The 16320-nt window shown below is 66.8% G+C and carries 16 protein-coding genes; 9 read left to right on the forward strand and 7 right to left on the reverse strand.

Annotated elements, in window-relative coordinates; translation table 11 throughout:
• Positions 1-12: 12 nt before the first annotated feature.
• Positions 13-492, reverse strand: a complete 480-nt coding sequence (locus tag ACWKWX_RS00310; protein ID WP_416427041.1) for an Lrp/AsnC family transcriptional regulator — start codon at positions 490-492, stop codon at positions 13-15.
• 455 nt (positions 493-947) lie between these two features.
• Here ACWKWX_RS00310 and ACWKWX_RS00315 point away from each other — a divergent pair, with 455 nt between their 5' ends.
• A complete protein-coding gene (locus ACWKWX_RS00315; protein WP_483826776.1) occupies positions 948-2033 on the forward strand; it encodes a DUF6515 family protein in 1086 nt (361 codons plus the stop codon).
• On the opposite strand, the gene ACWKWX_RS00320 is transcribed toward ACWKWX_RS00315, so the two are convergent.
• A complete protein-coding gene (locus ACWKWX_RS00320) occupies positions 2018-2932 on the reverse strand; it encodes a cation diffusion facilitator family transporter (RefSeq protein ID WP_416427039.1) in 915 nt (304 codons plus the stop codon). The two genes, ACWKWX_RS00315 and ACWKWX_RS00320, sit on opposite strands and share 16 nt — an antisense overlap.
• A 12-nt stretch (positions 2933-2944) precedes the next feature.
• On the reverse strand, positions 2945-3364 hold the full coding sequence (locus tag ACWKWX_RS00325; RefSeq protein ID WP_416427038.1) for a polyribonucleotide nucleotidyltransferase: 420 nt from the start codon (positions 3362-3364) through the stop codon (positions 2945-2947).
• A gap of 108 nt (positions 3365-3472) precedes the next feature.
• On the opposite strand from ACWKWX_RS00325, the gene hrpB reads away from it, so the two are divergent.
• The gene (hrpB, locus tag ACWKWX_RS00330) at positions 3473-5998 is read left to right on the forward strand and encodes an ATP-dependent helicase HrpB (RefSeq protein ID WP_483826777.1); all 2526 of its coding nucleotides are present in this window, start codon (positions 3473-3475) and stop codon (positions 5996-5998) included.
• A gap of 84 nt (positions 5999-6082) precedes the next feature.
• On the opposite strand, the gene ACWKWX_RS00335 is transcribed toward hrpB, so the two are convergent.
• Positions 6083-7171 (reverse strand): endonuclease/exonuclease/phosphatase family protein, encoded by a 1089-nt coding sequence (locus ACWKWX_RS00335; RefSeq protein WP_483826778.1) that lies wholly within the window; start codon positions 7169-7171, stop codon positions 6083-6085.
• A 63-nt stretch (positions 7172-7234) separates the two neighbouring features.
• On the reverse strand, positions 7235-7894 hold the full coding sequence (locus ACWKWX_RS00340; RefSeq protein WP_473004569.1) for a YciC family protein: 660 nt from the start codon (positions 7892-7894) through the stop codon (positions 7235-7237).
• A 200-nt stretch (positions 7895-8094) separates the two neighbouring features.
• Here ACWKWX_RS00340 and ACWKWX_RS00345 point away from each other — a divergent pair, with 200 nt between their 5' ends.
• The 4 genes from ACWKWX_RS00345 (at position 8095) to rhlE1 (ending at position 11463) form a co-directional block, all read left to right on the forward strand.
• Positions 8095-8817: a DUF2076 domain-containing protein gene (locus ACWKWX_RS00345; RefSeq protein WP_483826779.1), complete on the forward strand. Its 723-nt coding sequence runs from the start codon at positions 8095-8097 to the stop codon at positions 8815-8817.
• A 128-nt stretch (positions 8818-8945) separates the two neighbouring features.
• Positions 8946-9425, forward strand: coding sequence for a LabA-like NYN domain-containing protein (locus ACWKWX_RS00350; RefSeq protein WP_416427033.1), 480 nt, complete (start codon positions 8946-8948; stop codon positions 9423-9425).
• 16 nt (positions 9426-9441) lie between these two features.
• Positions 9442-10050: a 3'-5' exonuclease gene (locus ACWKWX_RS00355; protein WP_416427032.1), complete on the forward strand. Its 609-nt coding sequence runs from the start codon at positions 9442-9444 to the stop codon at positions 10048-10050.
• A gap of 75 nt (positions 10051-10125) precedes the next feature.
• Positions 10126-11463, forward strand: a complete 1338-nt coding sequence (rhlE1, locus tag ACWKWX_RS00360) for an RNA helicase RhlE1 (RefSeq protein ID WP_476298781.1) — start codon at positions 10126-10128, stop codon at positions 11461-11463.
• 98 nt (positions 11464-11561) lie between these two features.
• Here rhlE1 and ACWKWX_RS00365 read toward each other — a convergent pair whose 3' ends face one another.
• Both ACWKWX_RS00365 and ACWKWX_RS00370 read right to left on the reverse strand, forming a co-directional pair.
• Complete coding sequence (locus ACWKWX_RS00365) at positions 11562-12809, reverse strand: TIGR03862 family flavoprotein (RefSeq protein WP_483826780.1); 1248 nt, start codon at positions 12807-12809, stop codon at positions 11562-11564.
• A 151-nt stretch (positions 12810-12960) separates the two neighbouring features.
• Positions 12961-13878, reverse strand: a complete 918-nt coding sequence (locus ACWKWX_RS00370) for a histone deacetylase family protein (RefSeq protein WP_416427029.1) — start codon at positions 13876-13878, stop codon at positions 12961-12963.
• 79 nt (positions 13879-13957) lie between these two features.
• Between ACWKWX_RS00370 and ACWKWX_RS00375 the strand changes: the two genes are divergently transcribed.
• The 3 genes from ACWKWX_RS00375 to ACWKWX_RS00385 all read left to right on the forward strand — a co-directional run bounded on the left by ACWKWX_RS00375 (position 13958) and on the right by ACWKWX_RS00385 (position 16080).
• The gene (locus tag ACWKWX_RS00375) at positions 13958-14527 is read left to right on the forward strand and encodes a GNAT family N-acetyltransferase (RefSeq protein WP_473004565.1); all 570 of its coding nucleotides are present in this window, start codon (positions 13958-13960) and stop codon (positions 14525-14527) included.
• Between the two features lie 99 nt (positions 14528-14626).
• Entirely contained in the window at positions 14627-15496 is an 870-nt protein-coding gene (gene tesB / locus ACWKWX_RS00380) for an acyl-CoA thioesterase II (RefSeq protein WP_483826781.1), read from the forward strand.
• Entirely contained in the window at positions 15493-16080 is a 588-nt protein-coding gene (locus ACWKWX_RS00385) for an HAD family hydrolase (protein ID WP_483826782.1), read from the forward strand. Before tesB ends, ACWKWX_RS00385 begins: the two co-directional genes overlap by 4 nt.
• Positions 16081-16320: the final 240 nt, after the last annotated feature.

Here is a 16320-nt window from a genome sequence, read left to right on the forward strand (position 1 = left end):
GGGCAGCCTCCGTCAGGTGCGCAGGTGGGTGAGGGGCAGCTCGGTGCTGGCCAGTACCTGGTTCAGCACAAAGCTGGAACGCACGCTGGTGACACCGTCGATACGGGTCAGGTGGCCCAGCAGCAGTTTCTGGTAGTGGTCCATGTCCGGCACCACCACCTTCAACTGGTAGTCGGCTTCCATCCCGGTCACCAGGCTGCATTCCAGCACCTGGGGCAGGGCGCGCACCGCGGCCTCGAAGTTCTCGAAACGCTCGGGGGTGTGGCGGTCCATGCCGATGTGCACGTAGGCGGTGAGGCTCAGGCCCAGCATCTTGCGGTCCAGCAGGGCGACCTGGCGGGTGATGTAGCCGTCGTCCTCCAACTGCTTGACCCGGCGCGAGCACGGCGAGGGCGACAGGCCGATACGCTCGGCCAGTTCCTGGTTGGAAATACGAGCATCGCGCTGCAATTCAGCCAGAATGCTCAGGTCATATCGGTCCAGCTTGCTCATGGATCTGCCCTTGATCTTTAATATTGCTGCAAATTATCCATCTGAAGGCAAAAATTGCGCAAGTGATGTTTTCGTCAGCAATCTTAGCAATCCTCTGCCGCCGCGTTCGCCGTATTCTTTTACCCAGAATCACTACCCGGACACGAGTCCACTGCAACCAGACCCAAGCAGGCAGGTTGCGGCCACCACCCCCACAGGGGCTGTGCTGGCCCCCGGGTTGCACACTGCCCAGAAGGCGGCGTGAGGTGAGCCGGCGCCACAAGCGTCGAGCAGGACAGAAGACACTCAAGGGAGGCCGACGGGCCTCCCTTCTTTATTTGTGCGCGAAAAACGCCGCGCATGAAAAACATGTCCCCGCCGATACCCTTCGCATACAGGCTGATAAACTTGAAGAACCGAAGGCGGTTTTTCCAGTCTTATCTATACGCCCCAACCATCCCCCCGTGAGGAAAAGCATGAAGTCGCGCATCTGGCACATGGCAGGTGTTGGTCTGCTCTGTGTGAGCGTCAGCGCTCCAACCCTGGCCGAAGGGCCTAACTCGCAGCAGGAGCAGCACGGCCCGCAAGGGCAGCAGCACGGGGGGGGCCAGCAACAGAACCATCCACAACAGCAGCCACAACAACCGCCGCAACAGCAACAGCGTGCCCCGCAACAAAGCGGCCAGTACCAGTTTCATCAACAGAACTTCAACCGCGAGCAGCCCGGCAATGCCCGGCCGCAGAACGCGCAGCCGCAGTTCCATCAGCAGCAGGACACGCCCACGCAGTTCCACCAGGAACAGCAACGTGCGCCGCAGCAGAGCGGCCAATACCAGTTCCACCAGGAGCCGCGCCAGCAGCAGGTCGAGCAGCCGTCGATTCGCCCGCATCCGGATGAAGTGCGCCAGACCCAGCCGCCTATCCGTGGCAACTACGCCGACATGCCCAACCGCGACCGCCACGACGACCACCGCTGGCCGGGCCGCCCGGGTGGCTACGGCAACGGCTGGGGCTCGGGCCCGCAGTACCGGCCGGGGCAGTATGTCGATCGCTTCCCAGGGCAGTCCTACCGCGTGCCGTACCGCGGCGGTGACTACTTCTTCTCCAATGGCTACTGGTACCGCCCGGATGGCCCGCGCTACGTGGTCGTACGGCCGCCCTACGGCATCCGTACCCGCTACCTGCCCGACTACGCCAGCGAAGTCTGGATTGGTGGCGCGCTGTTCTTCATGGCCGCCGGCAGCTATTACCAGTGGGCGGACGACAGCCAGGACTACGTGGTGGTGAACCCGCCGGTGGCCCAGGAACAGATCCAACCGCCGCCTGAGCCAGAGCCGCAGCCCCAGCCCGCCGCCGACCCTTATGACGTGGCGGTGTACCCGGCCTACGGCCAGAGCCCGGAACAGATCCAGCAGGACAAGTACGAGTGCTATCGCACCGCCGTGCAGCAGACCGGTTTCGACCCCGCCAACGCCACCTACCAGCCTGACCCGGCGGTGGTCTACAGCTACCGCAATGCCATGGCGTCCTGCCTGAGCACCCGGGGCTACAGGGTGAACTGAGGGGTGTGGGCCTTGCCGGCCTGCACCACTTCCTCCGGGTCGGCGTGCACCAGCACTTCGGCCTTGGGGTACTGCGCCATGATCGCCGCTTCCGCCTGCTCGCACAGGGCGTGGGCGGCAGTCAGGCTCAAGGTGCCGGGCAGCTCAAGGTGCAATTGCACGAACCAGTGGTTGCCCGACACCCGCGTGCGCAGGTCGTGGGCACCCAGCACGCCGGGCACCGCGCAGGCCAGCGCCAGCATCTGCGCGCTGACGTCGGTGGGCAGTTCCTCGTCCATGAGGATGGCCACGCTTTCGCGGGCGATCTGGTAGGCGCTCCAGAGGATGTACAGGGAAATACCCAGGCCGAAGAAAGCGTCCATCTGCCCGAAGCCGAACTGCGCCAGCAGCAAGGCCACCAAGATGCTGCCGTTGAGCATCATGTCCGAGCGGTAGTGCAGCGAGTCTGCGCGAATGGCCGTGGAGCCGGTTTCGCGAATGACCTTGTACTGGATGGCCAGCAGCCCTGCGGTCAGTACCAACGACAGCACCATCACGGCGATGCCGATGCCGGCCTGCCCCAGCGGCTGCGGGTTCTGCAGCCGTTCCACCGCCTGGTAGGCGATGAGCACCGCACTGAAACCGATGAACAACGCCTGGGCCATGCCCGCCATGGCCTCGGCCTTGCCGTGGCCATAGCGGTGGTCTTCATCGGCCGGGCGCAGCGCATAGTGCACCGCCAGCAGGTTGAGGAACGAGGTGGCGCCGTCCAGCACCGAGTCGGTGAGGCCGGCCAGCAGGCTGACCGAACCGCTCAACCACCAGGCGATGGCCTTGGCGACGATCAGGATGGCCGCCGTGGCCAGGGAAGCACGTGTGGCCAGGCGCAGCAGCTTGATGTGGTGAGCGGATGTGGTCATGGCGGCCTGTGCTTAAGCGGCGGGCTTGAGGCCGTACATGGCCAGTTGTTCCGCGCTGCCACGGCTTTCGATCAGGCGCGGGTCGTTCAGGGGCAGGGTGCGGCCCAGTTCGTTCTGCAGGATAGCCTCCAGTTTCGCGCGGTCCACCTTGCCGTCGGCGCTTACCGCCTCGTGCAGTTTTTCCGGCGCTACCTGGGCGGTCTTGCCATGGGGGAAGTAGATGGCGCCGGTGGCGAAGTCGACACCGAACGCGATCAGGCCCGGGATAATGTAGAACAGCAGCCCGACGGCGTCGGCCACGGCAATGACCGGGTCGATGCGGCCTTCGATCTGGCCGCGACGCTCAGGGTAGAACAGGCTGCCGCAGGCCGTAACCTGGGTGAGCAGGGCGCCCACCAGCACACCGCCAATCAAACGCGAAGGAATACGCATGGGAATCTCCGAAATGGTGAATGCAACCCTACAGGGGTGCTGATACTAAGACCATGATTATAAGGCTCTAGTTCGCCGTTATACTTGCCGGCTTGCCTGGGAGCCACCATGATTTCATTGCCGATTGATGCCGTTCTGCCCGACCTGCGCCAGGCGCTTGCGGCGCGCCACGAAGCTGTCCTCGAAGCCCCGCCCGGCGCCGGTAAAACCACCCGCGTGCCGCTGGCGTTGCTGGGCGAGCCATGGCTGGCCGGGCAGACCATCCTCATGCTCGAACCCCGGCGCCTGGCCGCACGTGCTGCGGCCGAGCGGCTGGCCAGCGAGCTGGGCGAGAAGGTCGGGGAGACCGTGGGCTACCGCATTCGCCTGGACAGCCGGGTGGGGCCCAACACGCGCATCGAGGTGGTGACCGAGGGCATTCTCACCCGCCGCCTGCAGGAGGATCCAGCGCTGGAAGGCGTTGGCCTGGTGATCTTCGACGAATTTCATGAACGCAGCCTCGACGCCGACCTGGCCCTGGCCCTGAGCCTCAACGGCCGCGCGCTGCTGCGCGACGAGCCGCCGCTGAAGATTTTGCTGATGTCGGCAACCCTGGAAGGCGAGCGCCTGGCGGCCATGCTCGACGATGCGCCGGTGGTGCGCAGCGAAGGGCGCATGTTCCCGGTGGCCATGCGCTGGGGGCGGCCGTTCCAGCCGGGCGAGTTCATCGAGCCGCGGGTGGTCAACACCGTGCTGGAAGCGCTCAACGACGAGAGCGGCAGCCTGCTGGTGTTCCTGCCCGGCCAGGCCGAGATCCGTCGCGTGCACCAGCAGCTGGCCGACGCCCTGGGTGAAGACGGCAACGTGTTGCTGTGCCCCTTGCACGGCGAGTTGGACCTCAACGCCCAGCGCGCGGCTATCGACCCGGCGCCGGCGGGCAAGCGCAAGGTGGTGCTGGCCACCAACATCGCCGAGACCAGCCTGACCATCAACGGCGTGCGCGTGGTGGTGGATGCCGGCCTGGCGCGGGTGCCGCGCTTCGACCCTGGCAGCGGCATGACCCGCCTGGACACCCAGCGCATCTCCCGCGCCAGCGCCACCCAGCGCGCCGGCCGGGCCGGGCGCCTGGAGCCGGGCGTGTGCTACCGGCTGTGGTCCGAGGCCCAGCATGAACAACTGGCGGCCTATGGCGCGGCCGAGATCCTCCAGGCCGACCTGGCCGGGCTAGCGCTGCAACTGAGCCGCTGGGGCGTGACCCCGGAGCAGCTGAGCTGGCTCGACCTGCCACCGGCGGCGGCCTACGGCCAGGCGCTGGACCTGCTGGTGCGCCTGGGGGCGCTGGCCGAACCGGGCGCCACGGCGCTGACCAGACACGGCGAGGCCATGGCGCAACTGCCGGCCCACCCGCGCATCGCCCATCTGCTGCTGCGTGGGCAGGCCTTGGGCTTGGCTGGCTTGGCGTGCGATGTGGCGGCGCTGCTGGGCGAGCGCGACATCCTGCGTGGCGCCGGCGCCGACCTGCACAGCCGCCTGGGCCTGGTGTCCGGCGAGCAGCGCGGCGCGCGCGGCAGCCAGGGCGGGGTGCAGCGAGTGCGCCAGCTGGCACGGCAATACCGTGGCTACCTGCGCGGCAACGCCAGCGCGCCTGTGGCCGATCCCGATCACCCGCGCTGGCTGGGCGCGCTGTTGGCGCTGGCCTATCCCGACCGCGTGGCGCAACAACGACGTGCCGGTGGTGGCGAATACCGCCTGGCCAACGGCCGCGCCGCGCAGTTCGGCGAGCCGGATGCGCTGATGAAGCACGAGTGGATTGTCATCGCCGACCTGGGCAGCCGCCAGGGCCAGCGCGAAGAGCGCATCTACCTGGCCACCGACTTCGACGCCGGGCTGCTCGACGGCGTGCTCGCCGAGCAGGTGCGCCAGGTCGACCAGCTGGAGTGGGACGAGCGCGAGGGTGTGCTGCGCGCCGAGCGCCAGCGCAAGGTCGGTGAGCTGGTGCTCAGCCGCGAGCCGTTGCCGGGCCTGGACGACGCCGCGCGGGCCAGGGCGCTGGTGGGCCTGGTGCGGCGCAAGGGCCTGGAGCTGTTGCCGTGGACCCCGGAGCTGCGCCAGTGGCAGGCGCGGGTGAACCTGCTGCGCCAGCTGGACCTGGCCGGCAGCGGCAGCAGCGAATGGCCGGACGTCAGCGACGTGGCGTTGCTGGCCACCCTCGAAGCCTGGCTGGAACCCTACCTGGGCAAGGTCACGCGCCTGAGCCACTTCGGCAACCTGGACCTGTCCTCGATCCTGCGCAACGCCTTGCCGTGGCCGCTGCCCCAGCGCCTGGACGAGCTGGCGCCGCAGCATCTGACCGTGCCGTCGGGCAGCAACGTGCGGCTGGACTACAGCAAAGTGCCGCCGATCCTGGCGGTGCGCCTGCAGGAACTGTTCGGCCTGGCCGAAACCCCGCGCATCGCCAACGGCCGCCAGCAGGTGCTGTTGCACCTGTTGTCGCCGGCGCGGCGGCCGGTGCAGGTGACCCAGGACCTGGCCAACTTCTGGCGCAGCACCTACGCCGAGGTGAAGAAAGACCTCAAGGGCCGCTACCCCAAGCACTACTGGCCGGACGACCCGCTGATCGCCGAAGCCACCGCCCGCATCAAACCGCGCAAATAACCCCTTGTGGGAGCTGGCTTGCCAGCGAGTTGTTGAGGCCATAAAAGCTCGCTGGCAAGCCAGCTCCCACACGGGTGTCGATCGTCAGGGGGCTGGTGGCGGCAGCAACAGGCGCGCCGTCAGCGGCAGGTGATCCGAGATCTCCTCGGTGTCATCCTGCCGCACCCGCGCCTCGATGCGCTTGAGCTTGGGGCTGTGGAACAGGTAGTCCAGGGTGCGGTCGGGCGCCGGTATCGCCGGGTCGTTGGGGTAGTGGGTGAACCAGTCGCTGCGGTCCTCGCCGCTGGCTTCGGTGTTGGCCGGGATCATCGGATAGCGGTCCCACAGCAGATGCAGGGGGCTGTCTGCCGGATACGCATTGCGCTGCGCGAGCGGCAGGCGCAACGCCTGGCCCAGGGGCAGGGCGTTGAAGTCGCCGCCCAGCAGCCACGGCGTGCCGTGGCTTTCCATGCGGTCGATGCGCTTGAGAATGGCCTGCATCTGTCGCCCCTGGGTATCCTCGCCCGGTACAGGGCCATCCAGGTTGGTGTTGAGCACCGCCAGCTGGCCGCCGTCCTGGATCGGCAGGTAGCTGGTCAGCAGCGCGCGGCGCGGGGTAAAGGGCACGGTCAGCCAATGGCCTTCGGCCTGGGGCAGTTGCTGGCGCTCGGCCTGCACGATCTGGAAGCGGCTCAGGGTCGCCAGCTTGCGCCCGACGCTGCCGAGGATATGCGGGTTGGGGATGAAGTCGGCCTTCCAGTCGAAGGCCTCGACGCTGCACGGGTACAGGTCGACGATGCGTGCGCGCAGCAGGGTCAGCTGGTCCTGGTAGTCGCTGGCCTTGGCGCCGTCGTCCAGCTCCTGCAGCAGCACCAGGTCGGGCTGTTCATCGCGAATCACCCGTGCCACCTCATCGAGGTTGTAGGCCAGGTCCTCGGCGGTGGCGCGGTCGTCCGGGCCGCTGCCATCGGGCAGGTCGTTCCAGAACACGTACTGCTTGCCCGCCAGGTGCTGCACGTTCCAGGTCATCACCTTCACGGCCTGGCCCGGCACCAGTTGCGGCGCCGGCCCGCGGCACATGTTGGCGAGCTTCTCGCGCTGGGGCGGGTGCCAGGTCAGGGTGTAGGCCAGGATGCCCAGCAGCAGCGCCAGGGCCACCAGTACCAGCAGGGTGTTGCGCAGGAGTCGGGTCATGGGCTCGGCTTTGGCTTCGCGGTATCACCGGAGCATAACCGAGCCAGGCGCCGCGCCCAAGCCTCAGGGCTGGGTCGTGTCGCCCACGCGCAGCATGAACAGGCGGTACAGCACCACGCTGGTGAACAGTTGCAGGAAGCCGTTGACGCTATCCAGCAGCAGCGCCTGCCAGTTGCTGGGCTCGGGCCACACCGAATTGCTGACCAGGTCGATGGCCCATAACGGTATCAGCGCGCCGAACACGCAGATCAAAATGCGCACGAAATGCCCCTGGGTCAGCTGGAAGCTGTCGCGCATGGCCGCCATGGGCGTCAGGCCGCGCAACACCAGCAAGTATTCGGCGAACACCAGCCGGATCATGACGTAGACGCCCGGCAGCACGAACAGCGACAGGCCGAGCATGATCAGCACGGTGCTGCTCGCCGCCAGCACGGCGAAGAATGGCCACAGGCGCAGGGTTACGGCCAGCAGGTTTCGCTTGAGCGGCTGCAGGCCCTTGCTGCGGGCGTCGAGGAACAGAATCAGCGCGCCGGTGTACAGCGGGTAGAACAGCAGGCCCACGATGATGTCATACATGGGAGAGGCGTCTTCGCCCACCGTGTGCTGCACCATCTGGGTGGCCAGGGCTTCCAGCACCACCAGTGGCAGGCACAGCTGGGCAATGGCCAGCAGGTTGCGGCGGAAGAAATACAGGGAATCGCGCAGTACGCTCAAGGGGTTCATCAGTCGGTATCGCAGTAGTCAAAGCAGGCCGACACTTTAGCCCATGCGCCAGGTGGCTCCAACCGCGCTGGCGTGTCGCTGCCTGAAGGAAGTTTCATGGGGCGCTACCATTGAAACCGTCATGCACGTGCCCCATTTTGTACGCAGGCCGCCCATACCGGGCCGGGCCGAATTTTTACCGGCAATCTAACGAGGTCGCCATGAACAGCGAAGAGCAAACCCTGATCGATGGTCTGTTTACCCGGCTCAAGCAAGCCGAAACGGGAGCAGCCCCACGCGACGCCCAGGCGTTCGAGCGGATCAAGGAACATGTGGCCGCGCAACCGGCAGTACCTTATTACATGGCCCAGGCCATCCTGGTACAGGAAGCGGCCCTCAAGCGCATGGACGAGCAGGTGAAGAAACTGCAGGCCGACCTGGCGCAAGCCCAGGCCCAGGCCGCTGCCGCCCAGCAACAGCCGCAACAGAGCGGCGGTTTCCTGTCGAGCATTTTCGGTGGCGGTTCCCGTGAATCCGCCCCGGCCCCGCAGTCCTCCGGCGGCTGGCGCGAACCTGGCAACCAGCAGTACCAGCAACCGCCGCAACAGCCGCAGTACGCGCCGCCACCGCCGCCACAACAGGCGGCTCCAGCCGCTGGCGGCTTCATGCGTGGCGCCCTGCAGACCGCAGCCGGCGTGGCCGGTGGCGTGATGCTGGCCGAAGGCATCAGCAGCCTGTTCCACCAGAACAACCAGCCCCAGGAAATCGTCGAAGTGCTGCAAGAGCCAGTGCCGATGCAGGACCAGGGCGGCTGGGGCAACGAGTCCGAGCGCTTCGCCAACAACGATTCGTGGGGCGGCGACAACGGCGGCGGCTTCGCTGACTCCGACTTCAACGACGACAGCGGCGGCAGCTTCTTCGACGACGACGACACCTTCGTCTGACCCCCTCGGCAGGCGGCCCGCCACCCCCTGGCGGGCCGTTTCGCCAGACAATTCCCAGCACCCGCGTTGCAACTGGCATACTGACGGCCTGATCAAGGTCGAGCGCTTTGGCGCCACGAGGATGTGCGGTGAAAAGAATCGCGGTGTTCGCCGATGTACAAAACCTCTACTACACCGTTCGTCAGGCGTATGGTTGCCACTTCAACTATGCCGCCCTGTGGGCTGACATCAGCAAGGGCGGGCAGATCGTCGAGGCCTACGCCTATGCCATCGACCGTGGTGACAGCAAACAGCAGCAGTTCCAGCAGATCCTGCGCAACCTGGGCTTCACGGTAAAACTCAAGCCGTACATCCAGCGCAGCGATGGTTCGGCCAAGGGCGACTGGGACGTGGGCATCACCATCGATATCATGGACGCCGCCGACCGCGTCGACGAAGTGGTGCTGGCCTCCGGCGACGGCGACTTCGACCTGCTGCTCGAACGCATCATCAGCAAGCACGGCGTCACCGCCGTGGCCTACGGCGTGCCGGGGCTCACCGCCAATTCACTGATCCGCGCTGCCAGCCGCTACGTGCCCATCGAAGGCGCGTTGCTGCTCAAGAACTGAACCCCTGGAGTTGTTTTTGGAACGTATTGCCGTCATCGACTTTGAAACCACCGGCATCTCGCCGAACGCCTACTGCCGCGCCACCGAAATCGCCGTGGTAATGCTCGAGGGCGGGCAGATCGTGGACCGTTACCAGAGCCTGATGAACGCCGGCGTCGCGGTGCCGGGCTTCGTCGCCAGCCTGACCGGCATCACCACCGCCATGGTGCGCAGCGCGCCGCCAGTGGCCCAGGTGATGAACGAGGTGGCGGATTTCGTCGGTGACACGCCGCTGTTGGCGCACAACGCCTCATTCGACCAACGGTTCTGGGACTTCGAACTGGGCCTGCTGCGCCGCGAGCGCCGCCAGCGCTTCGCCTGCTCGATGCTGCTGGCCCGCCGCCTGATGCCGGCGGCGCCGAACCACAAGCTCGGCACCCTGACCCAGTGGGCCGGCCTGCCGAACACCGGCACCGCCCACCGGGCCATGGCCGACGCCGAGATGGCCGCCAACCTGATCCAGCACCTGGCCGGCGAGCTTCGCAGCACCCACGGCCTGAGCAACGTCGGCCACGACCTGTTCTGCACCTTGCAGAAGATCCCCGCGGCTAAGATCGGCGAGGCCCTGCGCAAGCAGCGCGGTTGAACGCCGGCGAACCGCAACAGGCGCCGACAAGGTAAACTGCGCACCATTGCAGAACTTGACCTTACGGTACCCCTGATGACATTCGCCACCCTTGGCCTGATCGAACCCCTGCTGCGCGCCCTGGAAACCCTCGGCTACCAGACCCCGACGCCAGTACAGGCCCAGGCCATTCCGGCCGTGCTGGCCGGCCGCGACCTGATGGCCGCGGCCCAGACCGGCACCGGCAAGACCGCCGGCTTCGCCCTGCCGATGCTGCAGCGCCTGACCATGGAAGGCCCGAAAGTGGCCAGCAACTCGGTGCGCGCGCTGGTGCTGGTGCCGACCCGCGAGCTGGCCGAGCAGGTGCACGCCAACATCCAGGAATACGGCCAGCACCTGCCGCTGAGCACCTACGCGGTGTACGGCGGCGTCAGCATCAACCCGCAGATGATGAAACTGCGCAAGGGCGTCGACCTGCTGGTGGCCACCCCGGGCCGCCTGCTCGACCTGTACCGCCAGAACGCGGTCAAGTTCAGCCAGCTGGAAACCCTGGTGCTGGACGAGGCCGACCGCATGCTCGACCTGGGGTTCGCCGAAGAGCTGCGTGACATCTACGCCGCCCTGCCGAAAAAGCGCCAGACCCTGCTGTTCTCCGCCACCTTCTCCGACGCCATCCGCCTGCTCGCCGGGCAGATGCTCAACAACCCGCTGAGCATCGAAGTCAGCCCGCGCAACGTCGCCGCCGCTTCCGTGAAGCAGTGGGTGGTGACCGTGGACAAGAAGCGCAAGCCCGAGCTGTTCATCCACCTGCTCAAGCGCCTGAAGTGGAAGCAGACCCTGGTGTTCGCCAAGACCCGCAACGGTGTCGACGCGTTGGTGGAACGCCTGCAGGGCCTGGGTATCAATGCCGACGGCATCCACGGCGACAAGCCCCAGGCAACGCGCCAGCGCGCCCTGGACCGCTTCAAGGCCAATGAAGTGCAGATTCTGGTGGCCACCGACGTGGCTGCCCGCGGCCTGGACATCGATGACCTGCCTACCGTGGTCAACTTCGACCTGCCCATCGTCGCCGAAGACTACGTGCACCGCATCGGCCGCACCGGCCGTGCCGGCCTGACGGGCGAGGCGATCTCGCTGGTGTGCGCCGACGAAGTGCAGCTGCTGTCGGCCATCGAAGTGCTGACCCGCCAGACCCTCAAGCGCACCGAAGAGCAGGGTTTCGAGCCTGATCACCGGGTGCCGGAAACCAACGCCAGCGGCGAAGTGCTGAAGAAACCGAAAAAGCCAAAGAAACCGAAGGTCACCGGCGGCAAGCGCACCCTGGGCAAATGGCTGGACAGCGGCGACACCCCCACCGAAAACGTCGCCCCGGCGGCCAAACCGGTGCGCAAGGTGCCCGCGTTCAACACCGGCCCGCGCAAGCGCAAGCCCTGACCTATCGCAGCGCCTTCGGCCTCTCTGCGTAGCAGCTGCCGAAGGCTGCGTCCCGTGGCCATCCCGCGTTGCTCCTGGACGCGGCCTGGCGGCCGCTGCTACGGGGTATGTGGGGTGTTCAGCCAGGTAAGGGCGCCCTCGGCGGCGCGGCGGCCGCTGGCGAAGCACGCGGTCAGCAGGTAACCGCCGGTCGGCGCTTCCCAGTCGAGCATTTCCCCCGCGCAGAACACCCCAGGCAGCGCCTGCAGCATCAACCCCGCGTCCAGCGCTTCGAACCGCACGCCACCGGCGGTGCTGATGGCTTCATCCAACGGCCGTGGCCGCACCAGCACGATCGGCAGCGCCTTGATCGCCCGGGCCAACGCCTGCGGGACATCAAAGGTGGCCTTGTCGGTCAGCTCGCGCAGCAGGGCCGCCTTCACGCCATCCAGGCCAAGCACGCTGTGCAAATGCTTGGCCATGGAACGTGAGCCGCGCGGCCGGGCCAGGGCGGCAGCCACTTTATCCACAGCCTTGTTCGGCAGCAGGTCGAGGTACAGCGTCGCCTGGCCATTGGCGTTGATCTGCTCGCGCACCTGCGCCGACAGCGCGTACACCAGGCTGCCCTCGATACCGCCGGCGGTAACGATGGCCTCGCCCAGGCGTGGCGTTTCCCCGGCCAGGTACATCGCGACGTTCTTCAGCGGCGCACCGGCGAATTTCTCGCGCAGCAGCTTACTCCAGCCCGTCACCTCAAAGCCGCAGTTCGCCGCCTGCAACGGCGCGGTCGCAACGCCCCGGGCCTGCAACCACGGCAGCCAGGCGCCATCCGACCCCAGTCGCGCCCAACTGGCGCCCCCCAGCGCCAGCAGCGTGGCGTCGGGGCGCAGGGTCAATTCACCCTCAGGATGGGTTATGCACAGGCTGCCGTCCGCGCGCCAGCCGTGCCAGCGGTGCCGGGTGTGGATAACCACGCCCTGCTCGCGCAGGCGCTTGAGCCAGGCGCGCAGCAACGGCGCGGCCTTCATGTCGGTGGGGAATACGCGGCCAGAGGTGCCGACGAAGGTCTCGATGCCCAGGCCATGAATCCATTGGCACAGGTGCTCGGCGTTGAAGCCTTGCAGCAGCGCGGCCACTTCGTCGCGGCGTTCGGCGTAGCGGCCGACAAAGGCCGCATAGGGTTCGGAATGGGTGATGTTCATGCCACCCACGCCGGCCAGCAGGAACTTGCGCCCCACCGACGGCATGGCGTCGAACACCTCGACGCGCACGCCGGCCTGGCTCAGGACTTCCGCTGCCATCAACCCGGCAGGGCCGCCACCGATGATGGCGACGTGGTGGACAGGGGCGGGTAGGGAGTGAGACATGGGCGGCCATCGGGTGCGAAATAAGCCGACCATTGTAGCTCATCACCGGTGGATAAAAAACGTACAGCGGGCTGCAGGCCGCGTGGATACTGGCGTCGCAGAGCTTGCCCGCAGGTTATCCACAGGCGGCTCCACAGCCGATGTGGGTAAGTTACAGCCCCAGGTCCGTCCATACTCGCTGGGCGCTGTGGTGCAGCAGGCCGTGGCGGCGGGCCAGGGCCTGGCGGTCCTTGCTGTAGCCGCCGCCGATCACGCCCATGACTGGAATGTCGCGGCCCAGGCAGTGCCGCAGCACCGCCTCGTCGCGGGCCGACACCCCGGCGTCGGTCAGTTGCAGGTAGCCCAGGGCGTCGTCCTTGTGCACGTCCACGCCGGCGTCGTACAGCACCAGGTCGGGCTGGTACAGCGGCAGCAGGTAATTGAGCGTGTCGTGCACCACTGCCAGGTAATCGGCGTCGCCCATGCCCATGGGCAGCGGAATGTCCCAGTCGCTGTCAGCCTTGCGTGCGGGAAAGTTCTTCTCGCAGTGCAGGGAAACAGTGATGGCGTCCGGGGTGTCGGCGAGAATTCGCGCGGTGCCGTCGCCCTGGTGCACGTCGCAGTCGAAGATCAGCACCCGGCTCACCCGGCCGCTGCCCAGCAGGGCGTGGCTGATGATGGCCAGGTCGTTGAAAATGCAGAACCCGGCAGGGTGGTCATAATGAGCATGGTGGGTGCCGCCGGCCAGGTGGCAGGCCAGGCCGTGCTGCAACGCCTGCTCGGCGGCCAGCAGCGAGCCGCCCACGGCGCGCACGGTGCGCCGCGCAAGGGCCTCGCTCCAGGGCAGGCCCAGGCGGCGCTGGTCTTCGCGGGCCAGCTCGCCGCTCATGAAGCGCTCGATGTAGTCGCGGTCATGGGCCAGCGCCAGCACGTCGTTGGGGCACAATTCCGGGCGCAGCAAGTCCGCGTCCTGCACCAGGCCGCTGGTCACCAGGTGGTCACGCAGCAGGCGGAACTTGTCCATGGGGAACCGGTGTTCGGGCGGGAAGGGCGGGCTGTAGTCGTCGTGATAAATCAGTGGCAGCGGCATGAGCAATTCGCGGCAGATGGATGTCCGATTCTTGCCACGCTCACGATAAACTTCAAGGACTGCACGGGGGAATGCACCGATGAAGCCGATTTTGCAGCTGGAAAGCGCGCGCCTGGTGCTGCGCCAGTGGCGCGACGAGGACCTGCCGGAGTTCGCCGCCATGTCGGCCGACCCGCAGGTGATGCGCTACTTCCCGGCCTTGCTCACACGCCTGGAAAGCGCCGCCCTGATTGGCCGCGTGCGCGGCCATTTCAATGAGTACGGCTTCGGCCTGTGGGCGCTGGAGCGCAAGGACACCGGTGCCTTCATCGGCTTCACCGGCCTCAGCCACGTCAACTTCGAGGCACCGTTCACCCCGGCGGTGGAAATCGGCTGGCGCCTGGCGCGCCGCCACTGGGGCCTGGGGTTCGCCAGCGAGGCGGCCTGGACCAGCCTGCGCGTGGCGTTCGGGCAGCTGGGCCTGGAGGAAGTGGTGTCGTTCACCGCCCAGTGCAACCTGCCCTCGGAGAAGGTGATGCAGGCCATCGGCATGCAGCGCGACCCCAGGGGCGATTTCGATCACCCGCGCCTGCCTGCCGGCCATGAGCTGCAGCGCCACCTGCTGTACCGCATCGACCGCGACGAGTGGCGCCACACCCTGCACGGCTAGACCAACGTCGCGACGGTGGGGTTTGCCCCTGTAAAGCCTGTATCATTTCCCCGGTTGGCTCGTTTCACGGGCACTGTCAGCGTTTTTTGGAGAGTTCGTATGAGCCATGTGTTGGACGACCTGGTCGACCTGTTGACCCTGGAACCCATCGAGGAAAACCTGTTTCGCGGGCGCAGCCAGGACCTGGGTTTCCGCCAGCTGTTCGGCGGCCAGGTACTGGGCCAGTCGCTGTCGGCGGCCAGCCAGACCGTGGAAGACGCCCGCCACGTGCACTCGCTGCATGGCTATTTCCTGCGCCCGGGCGACGCCCAGCTGCCGGTGGTGTACATGGTCGACAAGGTGCGCGACGGCGGCAGCTTCAGCACCCGCCGGGTGACCGCGGTGCAGAAGGGCCAGCAGATCTTCACCTGCAGCGCCTCCTTCCAGTACGACGAGGAAGGCTACGAGCACCAGGCCTCGATGCCCAACGTGATGGGCCCGGAAAACCTGCCCACCGAGCTTGAGCTGACGCAGAAGAACGCGCACCTGCTGCCCGAGCACATCCGCGACAAGCTGCTGTGCCCCAAGCCCATCGAAGTGCGCCCGGTGACCGAGCGCGATCCCTACAACCCGGTGCCTGGCGACCCGGTGAAGTACGTGTGGTTCCGCGCCGACGGCACCCTGCCGGACATCCCGGCGCTGCACAAATACATCATGGCCTACGCCTCGGACTTCGGCCTGCTGACCACCTCGCTGCTGCCCCACGGCAAGTCGGTGTGGCACAAGGACATGCAACTGGCCAGCCTCGACCACGCCCTCTGGTTCCACGGCGACCTTCGCGCCGATGACTGGCTGCTGTACGCCATGGACAGCCCCTGGGCCGCCAACGCCCGCGGTTTCTGCCGTGGCAGCGTGTACAACCGCGCCGGCCAGTTGGTGGCGTCCGCGGCCCAGGAAGGCCTGATCCGCCAGCGCAAGGACTGGGCATGAGCCTGCGGGATATCCGCCACTGGGTGTTCGACATGGACGGCACCCTGACCGTGGCGGTGCATGACTTCGCGGCCATTCGCGTGGCCCTGGAGATTCCGCCCGAGGACGACATCCTCACCCACCTGGCCGCCTTGCCGGCCGAGGTGGCGGCGGCCAAGCACGCCTGGCTGCTGGAACACGAGCGCGAGCTGGCGGTGGCCTCCCGCGCCGCCGATGGCGCGGTTGCGCTGGTGCGCAGCCTGGCAGCACGCGGGCATACCCTGGGCATCCTGACGCGCAACGCGCGGGAGCTGGCGCACATCACCCTGGAAGCCATCGGCATCGCCGACTGTTTTGCCGTTGCAGACGTGCTGGGCCGTGACGACGCGCTGCCCAAGCCCAACCCCGACGGCCTGTTCAAGCTGGCCCGGGCCTGGGGCGTGGCGCCGGCGCAGATGGTGATGGTCGGCGACTACCGCTTCGACCTCGACTGCGGCCGCGCAGCGGGCACCCACACCGTACTGGTCAACCTGCCCGACAACCCCTGGCCCGAACTGGCCGACTGGCACGCCCCCACCTGCACCGACCTGCTCAACCTCGCCTGAACCTTCCCGGCCATTCGCGCACTTCTTTCTTGTGGGAGCTGGCTTGCCAGCGAGCTTTTAAGGCCCCTACAGCTCGCTGGCAAGCCAGCTCCCACAGGATGTAGCAGCAACTGGGGATAGGGTTGCCCCCGGCGGACCTTCGCACACCAGCAGATGAAACTAAACTAACTATTCCGATCATTTTCTTAAATTTTGAAATAGTTTTTTGCTACCATTGGTCTTAATCCTTGCAGGGTGCGT

It is taken from the genome of Pseudomonas imperatae (assembly GCF_057128625.1).